This window comes from Citrobacter sp. Cpo012, from assembly GCF_030333015.1.
Taxonomy (GTDB): Bacteria; Pseudomonadota; Gammaproteobacteria; order Enterobacterales; family Enterobacteriaceae; genus Citrobacter; species Citrobacter portucalensis.
Map to the genome: position 1 here is coordinate 36,263 of NZ_JAOWGR010000034.1, position 18,770 is coordinate 55,032.

General features: G+C 53.0%; 19 protein-coding genes. 10 read left to right on the forward strand and 9 right to left on the reverse strand.

What is annotated here, in order from left to right; all coding sequences use genetic code 11:
* Positions 1–88: 88 nt before the first annotated feature.
* The 4 genes from hslV to rraA all read left to right on the forward strand — a co-directional run bounded on the left by hslV (position 89) and on the right by rraA (position 3,535).
* Entirely contained in the window at positions 89–619 is a 531-nt protein-coding gene (gene hslV, locus OGX90_RS05765; RefSeq protein ID WP_003028805.1) for an ATP-dependent protease subunit HslV, read from the forward strand.
* Between the two features lie 9 nt (positions 620–628).
* Complete coding sequence (hslU, locus tag OGX90_RS05770; RefSeq protein WP_003028803.1) at positions 629–1,960, forward strand: ATP-dependent protease ATPase subunit HslU; 1,332 nt, start codon at positions 629–631, stop codon at positions 1,958–1,960.
* A 67-nt stretch (positions 1,961–2,027) separates the two neighbouring features.
* The gene (gene menA, locus OGX90_RS05775) at positions 2,028–2,957 is read left to right on the forward strand and encodes a 1,4-dihydroxy-2-naphthoate polyprenyltransferase (protein ID WP_003825185.1); all 930 of its coding nucleotides are present in this window, start codon (positions 2,028–2,030) and stop codon (positions 2,955–2,957) included.
* Positions 2,958–3,049: 92 nt separating this feature from the next.
* Positions 3,050–3,535 (forward strand): ribonuclease E activity regulator RraA, encoded by a 486-nt coding sequence (gene rraA / locus OGX90_RS05780; protein WP_008787034.1) that lies wholly within the window; start codon positions 3,050–3,052, stop codon positions 3,533–3,535.
* Between the two features lie 113 nt (positions 3,536–3,648).
* On the opposite strand, the gene zapB is transcribed toward rraA, so the two are convergent.
* A complete protein-coding gene (zapB, locus tag OGX90_RS05785; RefSeq protein WP_095533156.1) occupies positions 3,649–3,894 on the reverse strand; it encodes a septal ring assembly protein ZapB in 246 nt (81 codons plus the stop codon).
* Positions 3,895–4,322: 428 nt separating this feature from the next.
* Here zapB and OGX90_RS05790 point away from each other — a divergent pair, with 428 nt between their 5' ends.
* From OGX90_RS05790 to fpr, 4 genes are all read left to right on the forward strand, one after another.
* Positions 4,323–5,168, forward strand: coding sequence for an MIP/aquaporin family protein (locus OGX90_RS05790; protein ID WP_008787032.1), 846 nt, complete (start codon positions 4,323–4,325; stop codon positions 5,166–5,168).
* A gap of 22 nt (positions 5,169–5,190) precedes the next feature.
* Positions 5,191–6,699 carry a glycerol kinase GlpK gene (glpK, locus tag OGX90_RS05795; protein WP_003028792.1) on the forward strand — a complete coding sequence of 503 codons (1,509 nt, stop codon included), beginning with the start codon at positions 5,191–5,193 and terminating at the stop codon, positions 6,697–6,699.
* Positions 6,700–6,834: 135 nt separating this feature from the next.
* Positions 6,835–7,845 (forward strand): class II fructose-bisphosphatase, encoded by a 1,011-nt coding sequence (gene glpX, locus OGX90_RS05800; protein ID WP_286623331.1) that lies wholly within the window; start codon positions 6,835–6,837, stop codon positions 7,843–7,845.
* Positions 7,846–7,940: 95 nt separating this feature from the next.
* The gene (gene fpr, locus OGX90_RS05805) at positions 7,941–8,687 is read left to right on the forward strand and encodes a ferredoxin--NADP(+) reductase (RefSeq protein ID WP_008787029.1); all 747 of its coding nucleotides are present in this window, start codon (positions 7,941–7,943) and stop codon (positions 8,685–8,687) included.
* Between the two features lie 63 nt (positions 8,688–8,750).
* On the opposite strand, the gene OGX90_RS05810 is transcribed toward fpr, so the two are convergent.
* Positions 8,751–9,179, reverse strand: a complete 429-nt coding sequence (locus OGX90_RS05810; RefSeq protein WP_008787028.1) for a DUF805 domain-containing protein — start codon at positions 9,177–9,179, stop codon at positions 8,751–8,753.
* A 100-nt stretch (positions 9,180–9,279) separates the two neighbouring features.
* On the opposite strand from OGX90_RS05810, the gene OGX90_RS05815 reads away from it, so the two are divergent.
* Positions 9,280–9,882, forward strand: coding sequence for a YiiQ family protein (locus tag OGX90_RS05815; RefSeq protein ID WP_071444510.1), 603 nt, complete (start codon positions 9,280–9,282; stop codon positions 9,880–9,882).
* A gap of 228 nt (positions 9,883–10,110) precedes the next feature.
* Positions 10,111–10,878 carry a triose-phosphate isomerase gene (tpiA, locus tag OGX90_RS05820; protein WP_003028783.1) on the forward strand — a complete coding sequence of 256 codons (768 nt, stop codon included), beginning with the start codon at positions 10,111–10,113 and terminating at the stop codon, positions 10,876–10,878.
* Positions 10,879–10,917: 39 nt separating this feature from the next.
* On the opposite strand, the gene OGX90_RS05825 is transcribed toward tpiA, so the two are convergent.
* From OGX90_RS05825 to cpxP, 7 genes are all read right to left on the reverse strand, one after another.
* Entirely contained in the window at positions 10,918–12,390 is a 1,473-nt protein-coding gene (locus OGX90_RS05825) for a DASS family sodium-coupled anion symporter (protein ID WP_003825206.1), read from the reverse strand.
* Positions 12,391–12,503: 113 nt separating this feature from the next.
* Complete coding sequence (locus tag OGX90_RS05830) at positions 12,504–13,808, reverse strand: SLC13 family permease (protein ID WP_008787026.1); 1,305 nt, start codon at positions 13,806–13,808, stop codon at positions 12,504–12,506.
* A gap of 73 nt (positions 13,809–13,881) precedes the next feature.
* A complete protein-coding gene (locus OGX90_RS05835; RefSeq protein ID WP_020996109.1) occupies positions 13,882–14,631 on the reverse strand; it encodes a CDP-diacylglycerol diphosphatase in 750 nt (249 codons plus the stop codon).
* Positions 14,632–14,735: 104 nt separating this feature from the next.
* Positions 14,736–15,725, reverse strand: a complete 990-nt coding sequence (sbp, locus tag OGX90_RS05840) for a sulfate/thiosulfate ABC transporter substrate-binding protein Sbp (protein ID WP_008787024.1) — start codon at positions 15,723–15,725, stop codon at positions 14,736–14,738.
* A gap of 200 nt (positions 15,726–15,925) precedes the next feature.
* Positions 15,926–16,888, reverse strand: coding sequence for a 6-phosphofructokinase (pfkA, locus tag OGX90_RS05845; RefSeq protein WP_003825214.1), 963 nt, complete (start codon positions 16,886–16,888; stop codon positions 15,926–15,928).
* 185 nt (positions 16,889–17,073) lie between these two features.
* On the reverse strand, positions 17,074–17,976 hold the full coding sequence (gene fieF / locus OGX90_RS05850; RefSeq protein WP_003825216.1) for a CDF family cation-efflux transporter FieF: 903 nt from the start codon (positions 17,974–17,976) through the stop codon (positions 17,074–17,076).
* Positions 17,977–18,123: 147 nt separating this feature from the next.
* Positions 18,124–18,624, reverse strand: a complete 501-nt coding sequence (cpxP, locus tag OGX90_RS05855) for a cell-envelope stress modulator CpxP (RefSeq protein WP_008787022.1) — start codon at positions 18,622–18,624, stop codon at positions 18,124–18,126.
* Positions 18,625–18,770 lie beyond the last annotated feature (146 nt).

An 18,770-nucleotide genomic window follows, 5' to 3' on the forward strand; every position in this document is an offset into this window, starting at 1 on the left:
CCCCAAAATCCCCCCCATCTATACTTGCATTACGCCCCGTACACTGTGCGGGGCCTGTACATTGCATTTGTAACCAAGGGGTCTGCTCGTGACAACAATAGTAAGCGTACGCCGTAACGGCCATGTGGTAATCGCCGGTGATGGTCAGGCCACACTGGGTAACACCGTAATGAAAGGCAACGTGAAGAAAGTCCGCCGTCTGTACAACGATAAAGTCATCGCGGGCTTTGCGGGCGGTACTGCGGATGCATTCACGCTGTTTGAACTGTTTGAACGCAAGCTGGAAATGCACCAGGGTCACCTGGTGAAAGCTGCCGTTGAACTGGCAAAAGACTGGCGTACCGACCGTATGCTGCGCAAACTCGAAGCGCTGCTGGCCGTCGCAGATGAAACTGCATCGCTCATCATCACCGGTAACGGCGACGTCATCCAGCCAGAAAACGATCTGATTGCTATAGGCTCCGGCGGTCCCTACGCCCAGGCTGCTGCACGCGCTCTGCTTGAAAATACCGAGCTTGGCGCACGCGAGATTGCTGAGAAAGCGTTGGATATTGCAGGGGATATCTGCATTTATACCAACCACTTCCATACCATCGAAGAATTGAACTCCAAAGCGTAAGGATCCCCCATGTCTGAAATGACCCCACGCGAAATTGTCAGCGAACTGAACAAACACATCATCGGCCAGGATAACGCTAAGCGTTCCGTGGCGATCGCCCTGCGTAACCGCTGGCGTCGTATGCAGCTCAACGAAGAGTTGCGTCATGAAGTCACGCCGAAAAACATTCTGATGATTGGCCCGACCGGCGTCGGTAAAACCGAAATCGCCCGTCGTCTGGCAAAACTGGCCAACGCGCCGTTCATCAAAGTCGAAGCAACAAAATTCACCGAAGTCGGCTATGTTGGTAAAGAAGTAGATTCCATCATCCGCGATCTGACCGATGCTGCCATCAAAATGGTCCGCGTGCAGGCAATTGAGAAAAACCGCTTCCGTGCCGAAGAGATGGCGGAAGAGCGCATTCTCGACGTGCTGATCCCACCAGCTAAAAATAACTGGGGGCAGTCAGAGCAGCCGCAGGAACCTTCTGCAGCGCGTCAGGCATTCCGTAAAAAACTGCGTGAAGGCCAGCTGGATGATAAAGAGATCGAAATCGATCTCGCGGCCGCACCGATGGGCGTTGAAATTATGGCGCCTCCAGGAATGGAAGAGATGACCAGCCAGCTGCAGTCCATGTTCCAGAACCTGGGCGGTCAGAAGCAAAAACCGCGTAAGCTGAAAATCAAAGACGCGATGAAGCTGCTGATTGAAGAAGAAGCTGCCAAACTGGTGAACCCGGAAGAGCTGAAACAAGAAGCTATCGACGCCGTTGAGCAGCACGGGATCGTGTTTATCGACGAAATCGACAAAATCTGTAAGCGCGGTGAATCCTCCGGCCCGGACGTGTCCCGTGAAGGCGTACAGCGCGACCTGCTGCCGCTGGTTGAAGGCTGCACTGTCTCCACCAAGCACGGCATGGTGAAAACAGATCACATTCTGTTTATCGCTTCTGGTGCATTCCAGGTAGCCAAACCGTCCGACCTGATCCCAGAACTGCAGGGTCGTCTGCCGATTCGTGTCGAGCTGCAGGCGCTGACCACCAGCGATTTTGAGCGTATCCTTACCGAACCGAATGCCTCCATCACCGTCCAGTACAAAGCGCTGATGGCGACTGAAGGTGTGGACATCAACTTCACTGAATCCGGTATTAAACGCATTGCCGAAGCGGCCTGGCAGGTTAACGAAACCACCGAAAACATCGGTGCACGTCGTCTGCATACCGTTCTGGAACGTCTGATGGAAGATATTTCCTATGATGCGAGCGATTTGAACGGCCAAAGCATCACAATTGATGCCGAATATGTGAGCAAACATCTGGATGCGCTGGTCGCAGATGAAGATCTGAGCCGTTTTATCCTATAATCGCGTTCAATGCATTTTCATCACTGTTGATGGGGCTGATAAAGCCCCATTTTTATTGGCGCTAAATATGACTGAACAACAACAAATTAGCCGCTCACAAGCCTGGCTGGAAAGTTTACGACCTAAGACCTTACCGCTCGCCTTCGCGGCGATCATCGTCGGTACGGCATTAGCATGGTGGCAAGGATACTTCGATCCGCTGGTTGCTCTGCTGGCATTGATTACGGCAGGACTGCTGCAAATTCTGTCCAATCTCGCTAACGACTATGGCGATGCCGTCAAAGGCAGCGACAAGCCCGACCGTATTGGACCGCTGCGCGGTATGCAAAAAGGGGTCATCACCCAACAGCAGATGAAGCGCGCGCTGATCGTCACCGTGGTGCTGATCTGTCTGTCCGGGCTGGCCCTGGTTGCTGTAGCCTGTCACACGCTGGCGGACTTTGTCGGTTTCCTGGTGCTCGGCGGTCTGTCGATTATCGCCGCGATCACCTACACCGTGGGTAATCGCCCTTACGGATATATCGGCCTGGGCGATATTTCTGTGCTGGTATTCTTCGGCTGGCTCAGCGTAATGGGAAGTTGGTATCTGCAGGCGCATACGTTGATTCCAGCGCTGATTCTGCCTGCCACCGCCTGCGGCCTGCTGGCAACCGCCGTGCTCAACGTCAACAACCTGCGCGATATCAACAGCGACAGAGAAAACGGCAAGAACACGCTGGTCGTGCGTTTAGGCGCTGTCAATGCCCGCCGCTACCACGCCTGTCTGCTGATGGGCACGCTGGTCTGTCTGGCACTGTTCAACCTGTTCTCACTGCAAAGCCTGTGGGGATGGCTGTTTATCCTCGCCGCTCCGCTGCTGATCAAACAGGCTCGCTATGTAATGCGCGAGATGGACCCGGCAGCAATGCGTCCGATGCTGGAACGCACCGTAAAAGCGGCATTGTTAACTAACCTGCTGTTTGTCGTTGGAATTTTCTTAAGTCAGTGGTCTCTTTAACTGACAAATATCAATTAACAATTGATGATTTTGCCAACAGTACACATAGCGCGATATACTAAAAATTCTCGCAGCAACTGAACGTTAAGCCTATGAAATACGATACATCCGAGCTTTGTGACATCTATCAGGAAGATGTCAACGTCGTGGAACCGCTGTTCTCTAACTTTGGAGGACGGTCGTCGTTTGGCGGACAAATCATCACGGTAAAATGTTTCGAGGACAACGGGTTGCTGTACGATCTGCTCGAACAAAACGGCCGTGGTCGCATTCTGCTGGTCGATGGCGGCGGTTCTGTTCGTCGTGCGCTGGTCGATGCCGAACTGGCACGGCTGGCCGTACAGAATGAATGGGAAGGTCTGGTCATCTACGGCTCAGTACGCCAGGTAGACGATCTGGAAGAACTGGATATCGGCATTCAGGCGATTGCCGCTATTCCGGTAGGTGCCTCAGGTGAAGGCATTGGAGAAAGCGATGTACGCGTCAACTTCGGTGGCGTGACGTTCTTCTCCGGCGACCACCTGTACGCCGATAACACCGGGATAATCCTCTCCGAAGACCCGCTCGATATCGAGTAAGCGAAAAAGGCACCGCAAGGTGCCTTTTTTATGCGTGTCACTGATTGCCGGATGGCGGCTTACGCCTTATCCGGCCTACAATCAGGGGCGGTTACGCGAAAGATAAAGCGTAATTAGACTTCTTCCATACGACCCAGCAGGGCATGCAGACGATCCTGCCAGCCGCTCTGCTGTTCTTTCAGGCTGTTGTTCTCACGCTCCAGTTCTTCACGCTGCTGCTGTGCAGTCTGAACTTCCTGCGACAGTGAGTTGTTCTTTTCTTTCAGCTCTTCGATTTCCATCTGCAACAGCGTGATGGTATCAATCGCCTGCTGTACTTTTGCTTCCAGTTTCTCAAACACTTCTAATGACATCGTCATACCTCTCCTGAATTGCAAGGCGTTGATGGATAAAAATCCTCGTCCCGATAACCGGCGACGCCTTAATAAAAACGAGCGCACTCTACTTAACACCGATTGTATGAAGCCGCGTCATCCCTGTCCAGCGGCATCCCGCGCAGATTGCGGTTTGCAACACTTTTAGTCTTTCTCCTGGTGACATTACTGTCATAACTCTTAAGTGTTAACAGGTTGATCAGTGAAATGATTCAGCTCACACTATTTTTGTATAACAAATACCTCACAATGGCGCGAAAACGCTCATTTTGTTGATGCAGTACACACATTTTAATTTCGATATTTCTCGTTTTTGCGCGTTAACGATAAATTAACAGTGTGCCTACCGGCTCCGGGGATGTCAGTGACCTTCTCGCACACAATAAACATTAAACTCTCTTCAGGATCCGATTATGAGTCAAACATCAACCTTAAAAGGCCAGTGCATTGCTGAATTCCTCGGTACCGGGTTGTTGATTTTCTTCGGTGTGGGCTGTGTCGCTGCACTTAAAGTGGCTGGGGCTACTTTCGGTCAGTGGGAAATCAGTGTCATCTGGGGTCTGGGGGTAGCGATGGCTATCTATCTGACCGCAGGCGTTTCTGGTGCACACCTGAATCCCGCGGTAACCATCGCACTCTGGCTGTTCGCCTGTTTTGATAAACGCAAAGTTGTTCCTTTTATTATTTCGCAAATTGCCGGCGCCTTTTGCGCAGCGGCACTGGTTTACGGGCTTTATTACAATCTTTTCCTCGATTTCGAACAAACTAACCATATCGTACGCGGCAGTACCGAGAGCCTGGGTCTGGCAGGTACTTTCTCCACCTATCCGAACCCGCATATCAATTTTGTGCAGGCCTTCGCGGTTGAAATGGTCATTACCGCTATTCTAATGGGGCTGATTCTGGCTCTGACCGACGATGGTAACGGTGTACCTCGTGGTCCGCTGGCACCACTGCTGATCGGCTTGTTGATTGCCGTTATTGGTGCTTCCATGGGTCCGCTGACAGGTTTTGCGATGAACCCGGCACGTGACTTCGGACCGAAACTCTTCGCCTGGATGGCCGGATGGGGTGAGATTGCCTTCACGGGTGGTCGCGATATCCCTTACTTCCTGGTTCCGGTGTTTGGCCCGATTACCGGCGCGATTTTGGGCGCATGGGCATATCGCAAACTGATTGGTCGTCATTTACCGTGCGATGTCTGCGCGATTGAAGAAAAAGACGTTGCGGCCAACACTCAACAAAAAGCTTCGCAGTAATGTGACTACGGGACAAAAAATTATGACTGAAAAAAAATATATCGTTGCGCTCGACCAGGGCACCACCAGCTCCCGCGCGGTCGTAATGGACCACGATGCGAATATCGTTGCCGTTTCACAGCGCGAATTCGAACAAATTTACCCGAAAGCAGGTTGGGTAGAACATGACCCGATGGAAATTTGGGCGACCCAAAGCTCCACGCTGGTAGAAGTTCTGGCGAAAGCCGATATCAGTTCCGATGAAATTGCAGCGATCGGTATTACCAACCAGCGTGAAACCACCATCGTCTGGGAACGCGAAACCGGTAAACCTATCTATAACGCGATTGTGTGGCAGTGTCGTCGTACCGCGGATATCTGCGAAAAGCTCAAACGCGACGGTATGGAAGAGTACATCCGTAATAATACAGGTTTGGTCATTGACCCGTACTTCTCCGGCACCAAAGTGAAGTGGATCCTCGACCACGTAGAAGGCTCGCGTGAGCGCGCTCGTCGCGGCGAACTGCTGTTCGGTACCGTAGATACCTGGCTTATCTGGAAAATGACGCAGGGACGTGTACACGTCACGGATTACACCAACGCCTCACGTACCATGCTGTTCAACATCCACTCCCTGGACTGGGATGACACGATGCTGGATGCGCTGGATATTCCGCGTGCAATGCTGCCGGAAGTACGTCGTTCTTCTGAAGTGTACGGCCAAACCAACATCGGTGGTAAAGGCGGTATTCGTATTCCTATCTCCGGTATCGCCGGTGACCAGCAGGCAGCGCTGTTTGGCCAGCTGTGCGTGAAGGAAGGGATGGCGAAAAACACTTACGGTACCGGCTGCTTCATGCTGATGAACACCGGCGAGAAAGCCGTTAAGTCCGAAAACGGACTGCTGACCACCATCGCTTGCGGACCGACCGGGGAAGTGAACTACGCGCTGGAAGGTGCGGTATTTATGGCTGGCGCATCTATCCAGTGGCTACGTGATGAAATGAAACTCATCAGCGATGCGTTCGACTCCGAATATTTCGCCACCAAAGTGAAAGACACCAACGGCGTGTACGTCGTTCCGGCATTTACTGGCCTGGGCGCACCGTACTGGGACCCGTATGCTCGCGGTGCCATCTTTGGTCTGACCCGTGGGGTAAACTCCAACCACATCATCCGTGCCACGCTTGAGTCTATTGCATATCAGACTCGTGATGTTCTGGAAGCAATGCAGGCTGACTCCGGTATTCGCCTGCACGCCCTGCGCGTCGATGGCGGTGCGGTCGCCAACAACTTCCTGATGCAGTTCCAGTCCGACATTCTCGGCACGCGCGTTGAGCGCCCGGAAGTCCGCGAAGTCACCGCATTGGGTGCGGCATACCTCGCTGGTCTGGCAGTAGGCTTCTGGCAGAATCTGGATGAGCTGCAGGAAAAAGCGGTCATCGAGCGTGAATTCCGCCCAGGCATCGAAACCACCGAACGTAACTTCCGTTACAGCGGCTGGAAAAAAGCGGTCAAACGCGCCATGGCGTGGGAAGATCACGACGAGTAATACGTCATAGCCGGATGGCAACTGTGCCTTATCCGGCAATATCTTCGTGCGGGGGCAACCCCGCACACACATCAATAATCTCGCCCCCTCCCCTGTGCTACACTTCGCGCCATTCCTTTCAGCTACGAGTTTGCAATGAGACGAGAACTTGCCATTGAATTTTCACGCGTGACCGAAGCGGCCGCGCTGGCTGGCTATAAATGGCTGGGCCGCGGCGACAAAAATACCGCTGACGGCGCGGCGGTAAACGCCATGCGTATTATGCTCAACCAGGTCAATATCGACGGCACCATCGTGATTGGCGAGGGTGAGATCGATGAAGCACCGATGCTGTTTATCGGTGAGAAAGTCGGGACCGGTCTTGGTGATGCGGTCGACATCGCCGTCGATCCTATCGAAGGCACACGCATGACGGCAATGGGTCAGGCAAACGCGCTGGCCGTACTGGCTGTTGGCGATAAAGGCTGCTTCCTGAACGCGCCAGACATGTACATGGAAAAGCTGATTGTCGGCCCAGGCGCAAAAGGGTCTATCGACCTGAACCTGCCGCTGGAAGCCAACCTGCATAACGTTGCCGCTGCACTCAATAAGCCGCTGAGTGAACTGACCGTCACCATTCTGGCCAAGCCACGCCATGATGAAACGATCGCCGAAATGCAAAAACTGGGCGTGCGCGTCTTTGCTATTCCAGACGGTGACGTTGCGGCCTCCATTCTGACCTGCATGCCAGACAGTGAAGTTGACGTGCTGTACGGCATTGGCGGCGCACCGGAAGGTGTCGTTTCTGCCGCCGTTATCCGCGCGCTGGACGGCGACATGCAGGGCCGTTTGCTGGCACGTCATGACGTCAAAGGCAACAGCGAAGAGAACCGTCGCATTGGCGAACAAGAACTGGTTCGTTGCGCCGCCATGGGCATTGAAGCGGGCAAAGCGCTGCGCCTCGATGAAATGGCGCGTAGCGACAACGTCATTTTCTCTGCCACCGGCATCACCAAAGGCGATTTGCTGGAAGGGATTAGCCGCAAAGGTAATATCGCAACCACCGAAACGCTGCTGATCCGCGGTAAATCACGTACGATCCGCCGCATTCAGTCGATTCACTACCTCGATCGCAAAGATCCCGATGTGCAGGCGCACATCCTGTAATTGATTTGATCAATAGAGCCTTCCAGCCCATATGGGCTGGAAATCTTTCGTCCAACGAACGAAGATAAGGCAATCAAAGCAGACAGGAGAGAACCATGGCAGATTGGGTAACAGGCAAAGTCACGAAGGTACAGAACTGGACCGATGCCCTGTTTAGTTTGACCGTGCGAGCTCCGGTTCTTCCTTTCACTGCAGGTCAATTCACCAAGCTTGGCCTTGAGATCGACGGCGAACGCGTCCAGCGTGCCTATTCTTACGTCAATGCCCCTGATAACCCCGATTTAGAGTTTTATCTGGTGACGGTTCCCGACGGCAAACTCAGCCCTCGTCTGGCAGCACTGAAGCCTGGCGATGAAGTCCAGGTGGTGAGTGAAGCTGCTGGTTTCTTCGTACTGGATGAAGTCCCCGATTGCGACACGCTGTGGATGCTGGCAACCGGCACGGCTATCGGCCCATATTTGTCGATTCTGCAATTAGGCAAAGACCTGGACCGCTTCAAAAATCTGGTGCTGGTCCACGCCGCGCGCTATGCCGCCGATTTGAGCTATCTACCGTTGATGCAGGCGCTGGAAAAGCGCTACGAAGGTAAATTACGTATCCAGACGGTTGTCAGCCGTGAAACCGTGGCAGATTCGCTGACCGGGCGTGTACCGGCACTAATTGAAAGCGGTGAACTGGAAAAAGCGGTCGGGCTGCCAATGGATAAAGAAACCTGTCATGTGATGCTGTGCGGAAACCCGCAGATGGTGCGCGATACCCAGCAGTTGCTGAAGGACACCCGGCAGATGACCAAACACCTGCGCCGCCGACCGGGCCATATGACCGCAGAGCACTACTGGTAAGAACGTTTCAATGCCCGGTAAACACCCGGGCATTTTGCCGGATAGCGCATACACTTATCCGGCCTACGAGTCAGCCCTGTACTTTACGTCCTGCGTATCCTTACCATATTTATTTGCGTCCTGGGTGCCAATGAACGCACCCAGATCGATAAGCATGCCGACCAGAATCAACGTTGGAACAAAGCGGCCTACCGCCCATTGCCAGACGCCGGGTAACATCGCCCAATTTCCGGCCAGCAGCATCCACGCCAGAATCATCAACAGCGCCCACGCTCCGGAACGTCCCCGGTCATGCAAACGTTTTACCGTCACTGCCGCCGTTGGCCATAGCAGACACACCAGACAAAAAGCCGCGGTCTGAATATCGAGTAATTGTTTGCTCGCCAGCGAAAACAGAACCAGCATGCCGACGATCCATAGGCCAATCCAAATCCAGAAATCACGGCGCCCGATGCGCCCTTTAAATGAGAATAACCACTGCTGTATGGTCATGTAAGTTCCTTTATTATTACCTTCCAGAACAGTTTACCCTTTTGACAAGCTCGACGGTTACCGTTTTAATCGTGAGCAGTGAGAATGAAAGGTACGATTGATGAAGCACGGATTTACACTGTTTTTATTATTGTTTTCAGCCTTAACCGCCAGCCCTGCGGCATTGGCGGAAGCGCCATCGACGGCAACCACAGCCCCCTATTTACTGGCGGGCGCGCCGACCTTTGACCTGTCGATTAGCCAGTTTCGCGAAAACTTTAATACACAGAATCCGAAGCTGATCCTGAATGAGTTCCGCGCCATCGACAGCAGTCGCGATCGGGCAAATCTCACCCGCGCGGCCAGTAAAATCAATGAAAACCTGTATGCGTCTTCCGCCCTTGAGCGCGGCACCCTGAAAATCAAAAGCATGCAGATAACCTGGTTACCAATTCAGGGACCAGAGCAAAAGGCAGCTAAAGCGAAAGCGCTGGAATACATGACCGCCGTCATCCGCACCGTCGCACCGCTACTGACGAAGGAACAGAGCCAGAAAAAACTGCAAAAACTGCTCGCCGCAGGCAAAGGTAAGCACTATTACGCCGAAACAGAAGGCGCAATTCGCTATGTCGTGGCAGATAACGGTGAAAAGGGGCTGACCTTCGCTGTTGAACCGATTAAGCTGGCTCTATCTGAAAACCTCGAAGGGTCGAATTCCCCCTAAATTATTCACGTTTCAGGAAGGCGGCGACGCAACGAATCCCCAGGAGCTTACATCAGTAAGTGACTGGGGTGAGAGAGTACAGCCAACGCACCTGCAACGTGGAGAATGACGGGGAAATGACAAAAAGCAAAGCCTTTCGGGGGATGAATCTCTATACTGTTTCACAGACCATGCTGCCCTGAGGGGCGGCCATATTCCTTAATTCGCTGACAAGCGTGGAGAAATGAAATGCGACATCCTTTAGTGATGGGTAACTGGAAACTGAACGGCAGCCGCCACATGGTAAACGAACTGGTTGCTAATCTGCGTAAAGAACTGGCTGGCGTTGCTGGCTGTGCAGTAGCGATTGCTCCGCCGGAAATGTATATCGACCTGGCGAAACACGCCGCTGCCGGTAGCCACATCATTCTGGGCGCGCAGAACGTTGACCTGAACCTGTCTGGCGCATTCACTGGTGAAACAAGTGCTGAAATGCTGAAAGACATCGGCGCACAGTACATCATTATCGGTCACTCTGAGCGTCGTACTTACCACAAAGAATCTGACGAGCTGATCGCTAAAAAATTCGCCGTGCTGAAAGAGCAGGGTCTGACTCCAGTTCTGTGCATCGGTGAAACCGAAGCAGAAAACGAAGCGGGCAAAACTGAAGAAGTTTGTGCACGTCAGATCGACGCGGTTCTGAAAACTCAGGGCGCGGCAGCATTCGAAGGCGTCGTTATCGCTTACGAACCAGTATGGGCTATCGGTACCGGTAAATCTGCAACTCCTGCTCAGGCTCAGGCTGTTCACAAATTTATTCGTGACCACATTGCTAAAGCTGACGCGAAAATCGCTGAGCAAGTAATCATCCAGTACGGCGGTTCTGTAAACGCAGCTAACGCGGCAGAACTGTTTGCTCAGCCGGACATCGACGGTGCGCTGGTTGGTGGTGCTTCTCTGAAAGCAGACGCCTTCGCCGTCATCGTTAAAGCAGCAGAAGCCGCTAAACAGGCTTAAGTTGTTAAGGCGGGAGGAGCACTCCTCCCGCTGTATTAACTACCAGTATCCCAACCAGTGCCACCAGAAGGCGCCGGTCACCCCCCAAATGGTCAGGTTGACCACACTCATCACCAGCCCCGTTTTCCACCACTCTGCTAGCGTGACATAGCCCGAACCAAAGATGATCGGCGCAGTACCCGTGCCATAGTGCGTGAGCGACATCATCAGGGAGGAGGAGAAACCGAGCATTAAACCAAGCAATGCTGGCGGCGCGCCGAGGCCTAATCCTGCGGCGAAAAACGCAGCGAACATAGCCGTAATATGCGCAGTAGTGCTGGCGAAAAAGTAGTGCGAGTAGACATAAAGCAGAATCAACAGCAGCGTTGCAACACTCCAGTGCACGCCAAGATGGTCGATTGCGCTACCAACGCTGGTTGCCAGCCATCCCACCAACCCCAGTTTGCTGAGAAAATCCGCCATCATCACCAGCGCGGCAAACCAGACTATCGTATCCCATGCCCCGCGGCATTTAAGAATGTCATCCCAGCTCAATACGCCCGCCATCAATAGAATCGACAAACCAATTAACGCGGCGCTAGTGGGGTTTACGCTCCAGGCACTGCCCATCAGCATCGCTGGAACACCCGCCCACAGGCAGAGCAGCAAAATGAACACTGCCAGGGTGATTTTTTCTGCCAATGATAGTGGACCCAGCGCATCCAGTTTTTGCCGCGCGAACTGCGGCGCATTTGGCGTGCGCGTGATAGCTGGCGGATAGAGCCACCAGATTACAATCGGCATGACAACCAGTGATACCAGAGCGGGAAGAAGCGCCGCAATAGCCCACATTCCCCAGGTCATGTTCAGCACGCCATCCGTCCCCTTCGTCAAAAAGCTGACGATTAACGGGTTAGGTGCGGTCGCGGTGATGAACATTGCCGAGCTGATCGGGTTAATGTTGTAGTTCACCAGCGCGAGATAACGGCCCGTTGAGCCATTCTCGGCATGGCCTGGCTGCGAGCCGAGGCTCTCCGCAATCGCCCGCATTACCGGGTGGATAATGCCGCCGCCACGCGCGGTATTACTTGGCGTTACGGGTGCAATTAGCGTTTCCGCAAGGGTTAATGCCCACGCAATACCCAGCGTTCTTTTACCAAATAGCGCAATAAACCCGTAGCCAATACGCGCTCCCAGGCCAGTCTTTAACAGACTTTGCGACAGCATAATGGATAAACCAATCAGCCAGATTAACTGGTTCGAAAAGCCACTCAACGCATCGTTCAACGCCGCGGAGGGTTTGCCGGGGTTAGTAACGCCAGTCATAGCCACCAGCATAATCGCCACAATCGCAATTGCGCCAATGGGCATAGCTTTACCGATAATCGCAGCGATCGTACCAATAAACAGTGCCAGCAGGTGCCACGCTTGCGGGGTTACGTCAGGAGGACACGGGATAACAAACCAGATGGTCAGCGTAATCACGAGCGAGATGATGGCAGGCCAACAGCGGATGGGGGTCAAACTGTCCATGAATCAATCCTTGAGTTTCCAGTGCGCAAATCTGCGCTCGGGCATTAACCGATATTGCCGCACATAATACAATTCACTCACTCACAAAACATAAAATTAACATTTTGATACATCTACAGTTTTCCTAACACCGTAAACCAGGCGTAATCCAGCGGCAGAAGAATCAAATACGTTGCCGCCGCCAGTGCGATACACAGCAGCATCCCCGCCCTTGCAGGTACTTTCCCGAGCGCCATCGCCACTACGATCGGTGAAGCCTGATACGGCAACAGTGGCGTTGAATAACCCAGCACCTGGATCATAATCACCGACAGCAGTGGGAATCCCGTCGCATCGGCAAAACTTTGCGCCAACGTGGTATACAGCGCCGGAACACCGTTCGCCGTCATAATAAAATTAAGCGCAGTGGTAATACCGGTCAGCGCGAGGAAACTGGTAAACGGCTTTTCCGCATCCAGCGGCATCACCTGTAACAGCGCTTCGCCAACAGCGCTACCAATACCGGTTTGCGTGACGGTGATCGCCAGCCCCAGAATACCCGCCACATAAATACAGGTACGAATGTTGACCCCAGTGGAAAACTCGTCGCCATTGATAAAGCCAACCCGTGGTAGCAATGTGATAACTGCCGCAGCCAGCCCGGTCCACGCAGGGCCAATGCCGTGCCAGCTTTCGCTTACCCACAAGAACAGCACCACCGCTAACATCCAGGCCAGACGTTTTTCATCCCGGCTCATCGGCTCAGGCGGCGTGAGATCGCGCGGCGCATGCGGCTTGCCAGGGAACAACCAGCAGATAAGCACAATGAGCACCGCGCCTTTAAGCCAACCCAGAACCGGCGTATGCAGCAGCAAATAGGGAAGATAATTGAGGTGGATGCCGTAAGAGCCTTCCGCCGCGCCGCTCATCACCAAATTCGGTACGTTTGCGGGTAAAATCGTCGCAGAAAGCTGGAACGTCCCAAACCCGACGGCCAGTGCCAGACCATACCAGGCGCGCGTGCCGTCGTTAATTCCAGCCCGTTTCGCCATCGCCGCGACAATCGGCATCAGCAGCGCAATGCGGCCCATGTTGGATGGCATTACAAATGCCAGCGCGTAACTCAGCAGCACTACGCTCGCCACCATTAACGGCCAGGAATCAGTCAACCTCGATGACAGCGCCCTCGCCGCCCTGTCCGCCAGCCCCGTTTTACGAATCGCGATACCCAGTACAAAGCCGCTAAACACCAGCCAGAACGCGGAGGACGCAAAGCCGCCAAAAATCACATCCGGTGGCGCGATTTTGGCCACCATCGCCACGGCAAAGAACAGCAGCGCCGTTATAAACTCCGGCAGCAGCGACGTAGCCCAGAGCAGAATGGTGATACCAACCACCAGAGAGGGGATAAACAGAGGGTGTGTAAGCCAGAGCGACATGCCTGTCTCCTGTTGTTTTTTTCAACAAGAATACGGGGACAGGCATGCGGAGTAAACGCCAGATTAGGTGGGGTTAACGCAGAATATCACATTGATGATCCTGAATTTCCTCAGCGGAGGCGAGATTCAGTGCCAGCAGATTGCGCTGAGTAGCCAGCAGGACAAAGGATTCGTCGCTCTGGCGCACCATCGCCAACGCATAGCTGCCCATATGCTCACGCGCATCCGGCACCTCTTCCGCCAGCATCATAAACGGGCTGCGTTGTGCCAGTTCATTTTCCGTGACGCGACGTGCCAGATATTCATGACCGCGCAGCCCACCCGGTAATGGTAGCCAGCGGGTGCTGATTTTCGCCAGGTTGTCATCCAGCTGCTTTCTGACATCGGTTCGCAGGCAGGAGATATGAATATGCAGGTGATTTTGCGTACGCCCGCTACGAGAGTTAATGGTCAGAGAGACTGCTTTGTCAGGGATTTCCTGGCCGTATTTTTGGCTCATAAAGCTACGTGCCTGCCAGGCCAGCCAGAAAAAGTTCGGCGTGCCTGATTTCAACAGCAGCGGACTTTCCGTACCGTTGATCCGCCAGGTAGGCATCAACAGATATTGCAGTGGGCCGTTACGGTCTTTGAACACCACATATCCGGCATCCGGCTTTACTTCAGCGCATGGGGCGGGGTCCTGCTGCTGCAACTGGTGCGGCAGGCATTGCTGAAGAACGATCTGGCGTAATGCGTCCGGGTTGCCGGTGAATTTCCAGTACCCGATACCTGCAGCGGCGGCGACCACAATCACCGCCAGTAAAAGATAGCCTGCTTTTTTCATTACGCGTTTCCTGTATCCCATTGAAGGGCAAGAGTAACGCAAAACCATGACAAATAAAAAACCCGGTCGCGCTTGGCCACCGGGTCGGTAAGTCACAGACTTATTTATCGTTTACTGATTTGGTCGAACGTACCGCCGTTAGAGAAGTGCTCTTTCTGCGCTTTCGTCCAGCCGCCAAACTCTTCGTCGATAGTGAACAGCTTCAGCTTCGGAAATGCGTTTTCGTATTTCTTCGCGACTTCTGCATCACGTGGACGATAGTAGTTTTTCGCCGCAATTTCCTGGCCTTCCGGAGAGTAGAGATACTTCAGGTAAGCTTCCGCCACCGCTTTGGTGTCTTTCTTTTCCACCACTTTATCAACCACGGACACGGTCGGCTCCGCGAGGATAGATTCACTCGGGGTCACTATCTCGAATTTATCTTTGCCCAGCTCGTTCGTTGCCAACAGCGCTTCGTTTTCCCAGGCAATCAGCACATCACCGATACCACGTTCAACGAAGGTATTGGTTGAGCCACGTGCGCCAGAATCGAGTACCTCAACGTTTTTATACAGGGCCTTCACAAAGTCTTGTGCCTTGGCCTGATCGTTGTTGTTGTGGTGCAGGGCATAGCCCCATGCCGCCAGATAGTTCCAGCGAGCTCCGCCGGAGCTTTTCGGGTTTGGCGTAATGACCGACACGCCCGGCTTGATTAAATCGTTCCAGTCATGAATTTGTTTGGGATTGCCTTTGCGGACCAGGAACACGATGGTGGAGGTGTAAGGCGCAGAGTTATCCGGCAGGCGTTTAATCCAGTTTTTATCGATACGGCCACGTTCAGCAATGGCATCCACGTCGTAAGCCAGTGCCAGCGTCACAACATCGGCTTCAATGCCGTTGATGACGGAAGTCGCCTGTTTACCCGAACCGCCGTGCGACTGGCGGATCACAACGTTGTCGCCCGTTTCCTGCTTCCAGTGCGCGCTGAAGGCCTTATTGTACTGCTCGTACAGTTCACGCGTTGGATCGTACGATACGTTAAGTAACTGAATATCCTTTGCCAGAACGCTGGTCGATGCCAGCAATAATGTTAACCCTACGCCCCATTTGTTCATCGCCCAGCTCTCTTAGGTAGTGTTGTGATGAGCAAAGCGTGCCAGAAAGGCATCCAAACATTAAAGAATAAAAAAAGATTTGCTATAACTTGGGGGAATATATGGAGTCGAGTTTTTGCCTGATGGCGCTACGCTTATCAGGCCTACGATTTGCATCATGTAGGCCGGATAAGGCGCAAGTCGCCATCCGGCAATTGCAATTAGTACAGTTTTTTCGCGCAGTCCAGCCAGTCACCTTTGAACGGACGCTTCATGTTTTCGATAGCGTCGATGATGTCGTGGTGAACCAGCTGCTCGTTCTGAATACCTACGCAGCGACCGCCGTGACCTTCCAGCAGAAGTTCAATGGCATAGGCGCCCATACGGGATGCCAGGATACGGTCGTAAGGAACCGGGGAACCACCACGCTGGATGTGACCCAGTACGGTTGCACGCGTTTCACGACCCGTTTCTTTCTCAATGTAATGCGCCAGTTCGTCAACGTCACACATGTGTTCAGTGATCGCTACGATTGCGTGTTTTTTACCTTTCGCGATGCCCGCTTTGATTTCAGTAACCAAATCGTCACGGCTGAATTCCACTTCCGGAACCACCACGAACTCACAGCCACCGGCAATCGCTGCTGCCAGGGTCAGGTCACCACAGTAGCGGCCCATCACTTCGACGATGGAAATGCGCTGGTGAGAAGAAGAGGTATCACGCAGGCGGTCAATCGCTTCAACGACAGTGCCCAGAGCAGTGAAGTAGCCGATGGTGTAGTCGGTACCTTTGATATCATTATCGATAGTGCCCGGCAGACCGATGCATGGGAAGCCCATTTCAGTCAGGCGTTTTGCACCCATGTAAGAACCGTCACCCCCGATAACAACCAGGGCGTCGATGCCACGCTTCTTCAGGTTTTCGATCGCCACCGCACGTACGTTTTCATCACGGAATTCCGGGAAGCGAGCAGAACCGAGGAAAGTACCGCCACGGTTGATCATGTCGGACACGCTGTAGCGGTCAAGCTGGACCATACGGTCTTCATACAAACCCAGGTAGCCATCATGGATCCCCATGACTTCCAGCCCTTCCGTCAACGCTGCACGTACAACACCACGGATTGCTGCGTTCATGCCCGGCGCATCACCGCCGCTTGTCAACACACCGATTTTCTTAATCATGACTACCTCTGAACTTTGGAATGCAAAATGAAATCTGCTGCCGGAAGTCGATTCCGCATATCGAAACGATCCAACGAATATGCAGATAGTATAACAATCACTTCCTGCTGAATTGATTCAGGTCAGGCCAAATGGTGGTAATTTATACACAAAATGCTGGCCCGGTTCACTTTTTTTACAACGAATTATGAAAGCTCAAACATCTTGCCTTCCTTGGGTACGACTGAACAGGGATCCTGATGAATGATGACATCCGATCCCGGGAAACGCCGTAAAATTGCCTGCTCAACCTGTTCAGCCACTAAATGCGCCTGAACGAGCGGCAGATTATCTTCCATTTCCAAATGAATCTGAATAAAGCGGGTCGGCCCTGACTGCCGCGTGCGAAGATCGTGAGCGCCGCTGACTCCAGGCCATGACGTCACTATATCAATAATTTCCTGACGTTCCTCATCGGGTAAAGCGCGATCCAGCAAAGATTGCACTGCCTCATACCCCATGCGTAATGCGCTATATAAAATATAGATGCCAATCCCCAGCGCAAACAAGGCATCTGCACGATGCCAGCCATACCATGCCAGCCCGAGCGCAATGAGAATCGCACCGTTCATCATAACATCAGACTGATAATGAAGCATATCTGCCCGAACGGCCTGACTTTGCGTACGCTTCACTACCCAGCGCTGAAACGAGACCAGAATGATTGTACACACTAACGCAATGATGGTGACCACCACCCCAACGCCCGGATCTTTCATCGGCGTGGGTTGGATGAGATGCTGAATCCCGGTCAGGAATAAAAATAGCGCCGAACCAGAAATAAACATGCTTTGCGCCAGCGCCGCCAGCGATTCCGCTTTTCCGTGTCCGAACGTATGCTCATCATCGGCGGGCTGCAGCGAATAGCGCACCACCAACAGGTTGGTTAACGACGCCGCGATGTCCACCAGAGAATCCACCAGTGCAGCCAGAATACTGACCGATCCGGTGTACCACCACGCAAAAATTTTGATCAAAAGTAACAGCGATGCCATCACGGTTGCCGCGATTGCCGCCCGGCTCACTAGCCGCCCATAGGTTTGATTCATAAACACTCCTGCCAGGATATGCCGCTAGTATAACGGATGAAGTAAAACAGTCAGGCAATAACCGAGGGACAAATTTTGGGCAAAAAAAACCCCCACATCATGTGGGGGAAGACAGGGATGGTGTCTATGGCAAGGAAAACAGGGTTACTACTGGGAACGTGAGTTGCTACTACTCAATAAATTCAACGATGAGCTTTTTTTCCAGTGCGCTACATCGCGCAGTTGCTCCATTCGTTGTTCATGTTTCTCATTTAAAACCGCTTGCTGCTCTGGCGTTAACAGGCGATACATCTGATTGCGGATCCTGGCTATTTCAACCTGGCGGGCAACCTGTTCTTGCGCCATTCTTTCTGCCTGAGCGCGCACTGCGCTTTCATCAAATTTCTCTGCGGTGACAAGGCGATGCATTGTCTCCATTTCGCTAACATTAACAGGAGGCTGTTCGTGTCTTGCCTGCTGCATTAAATCTCGCATCTGTTGACGTTGATGTTCGGTTAAACTGATACCGTCAAACATGTGGCTCTGAACGCTGCGTTGCGATGAGCCTTCACCCAGGTGCCAGTGATCGCCTGTGACGACTTCAGCTGCATGGCTAAATGTACTGAGTGCCAGCGTTGAGGCCATGACGGCAGCGGTAACTTTGCCCATCACTTGCTCCCAAAATCTTTTCTGTCGCGATTCAACGAGAGACAGTTTACGATTCGGGCTGCAAACATGCGTCAGGGGGTGTAAAACAACGTAAAGTCATAGATTAGCGACGCCTGATGACGTAATTTCTGCCTCGGAGGTACGTA

Coding starts and splice junctions, on each gene's coding strand:
- hslU (WP_003028803.1), top strand. CDS start 629: ATGTCTGAAATGACCCCACGCGAAATTGTCAGCGAACTGAACAAACAC.
- menA (WP_003825185.1), top strand. CDS start 2,028: ATGACTGAACAACAACAAATTAGCCGCTCACAAGCCTGGCTGGAAAGT.
- rraA (WP_008787034.1), top strand. CDS start 3,050: ATGAAATACGATACATCCGAGCTTTGTGACATCTATCAGGAAGATGTC.
- zapB (WP_095533156.1), bottom strand. CDS start 3,894: ATGACGATGTCATTAGAAGTGTTTGAGAAACTGGAAGCAAAAGTACAG.
- OGX90_RS05790 (WP_008787032.1), top strand. CDS start 4,323: ATGAGTCAAACATCAACCTTAAAAGGCCAGTGCATTGCTGAATTCCTC.
- glpK (WP_003028792.1), top strand. CDS start 5,191: ATGACTGAAAAAAAATATATCGTTGCGCTCGACCAGGGCACCACCAGC.
- glpX (WP_286623331.1), top strand. CDS start 6,835: ATGAGACGAGAACTTGCCATTGAATTTTCACGCGTGACCGAAGCGGCC.
- fpr (WP_008787029.1), top strand. CDS start 7,941: ATGGCAGATTGGGTAACAGGCAAAGTCACGAAGGTACAGAACTGGACC.
- OGX90_RS05810 (WP_008787028.1), bottom strand. CDS start 9,179: ATGACCATACAGCAGTGGTTATTCTCATTTAAAGGGCGCATCGGGCGC.
- OGX90_RS05815 (WP_071444510.1), top strand. CDS start 9,280: ATGAAGCACGGATTTACACTGTTTTTATTATTGTTTTCAGCCTTAACC.
- tpiA (WP_003028783.1), top strand. CDS start 10,111: ATGCGACATCCTTTAGTGATGGGTAACTGGAAACTGAACGGCAGCCGC.
- OGX90_RS05825 (WP_003825206.1), bottom strand. CDS start 12,390: ATGGACAGTTTGACCCCCATCCGCTGTTGGCCTGCCATCATCTCGCTC.
- OGX90_RS05830 (WP_008787026.1), bottom strand. CDS start 13,808: ATGTCGCTCTGGCTTACACACCCTCTGTTTATCCCCTCTCTGGTGGTT.
- OGX90_RS05835 (WP_020996109.1), bottom strand. CDS start 14,631: ATGAAAAAAGCAGGCTATCTTTTACTGGCGGTGATTGTGGTCGCCGCC.
- sbp (WP_008787024.1), bottom strand. CDS start 15,725: ATGAACAAATGGGGCGTAGGGTTAACATTATTGCTGGCATCGACCAGC.
- pfkA (WP_003825214.1), bottom strand. CDS start 16,888: ATGATTAAGAAAATCGGTGTGTTGACAAGCGGCGGTGATGCGCCGGGC.
- fieF (WP_003825216.1), bottom strand. CDS start 17,976: ATGAATCAAACCTATGGGCGGCTAGTGAGCCGGGCGGCAATCGCGGCA.
- cpxP (WP_008787022.1), bottom strand. CDS start 18,624: ATGGGCAAAGTTACCGCTGCCGTCATGGCCTCAACGCTGGCACTCAGT.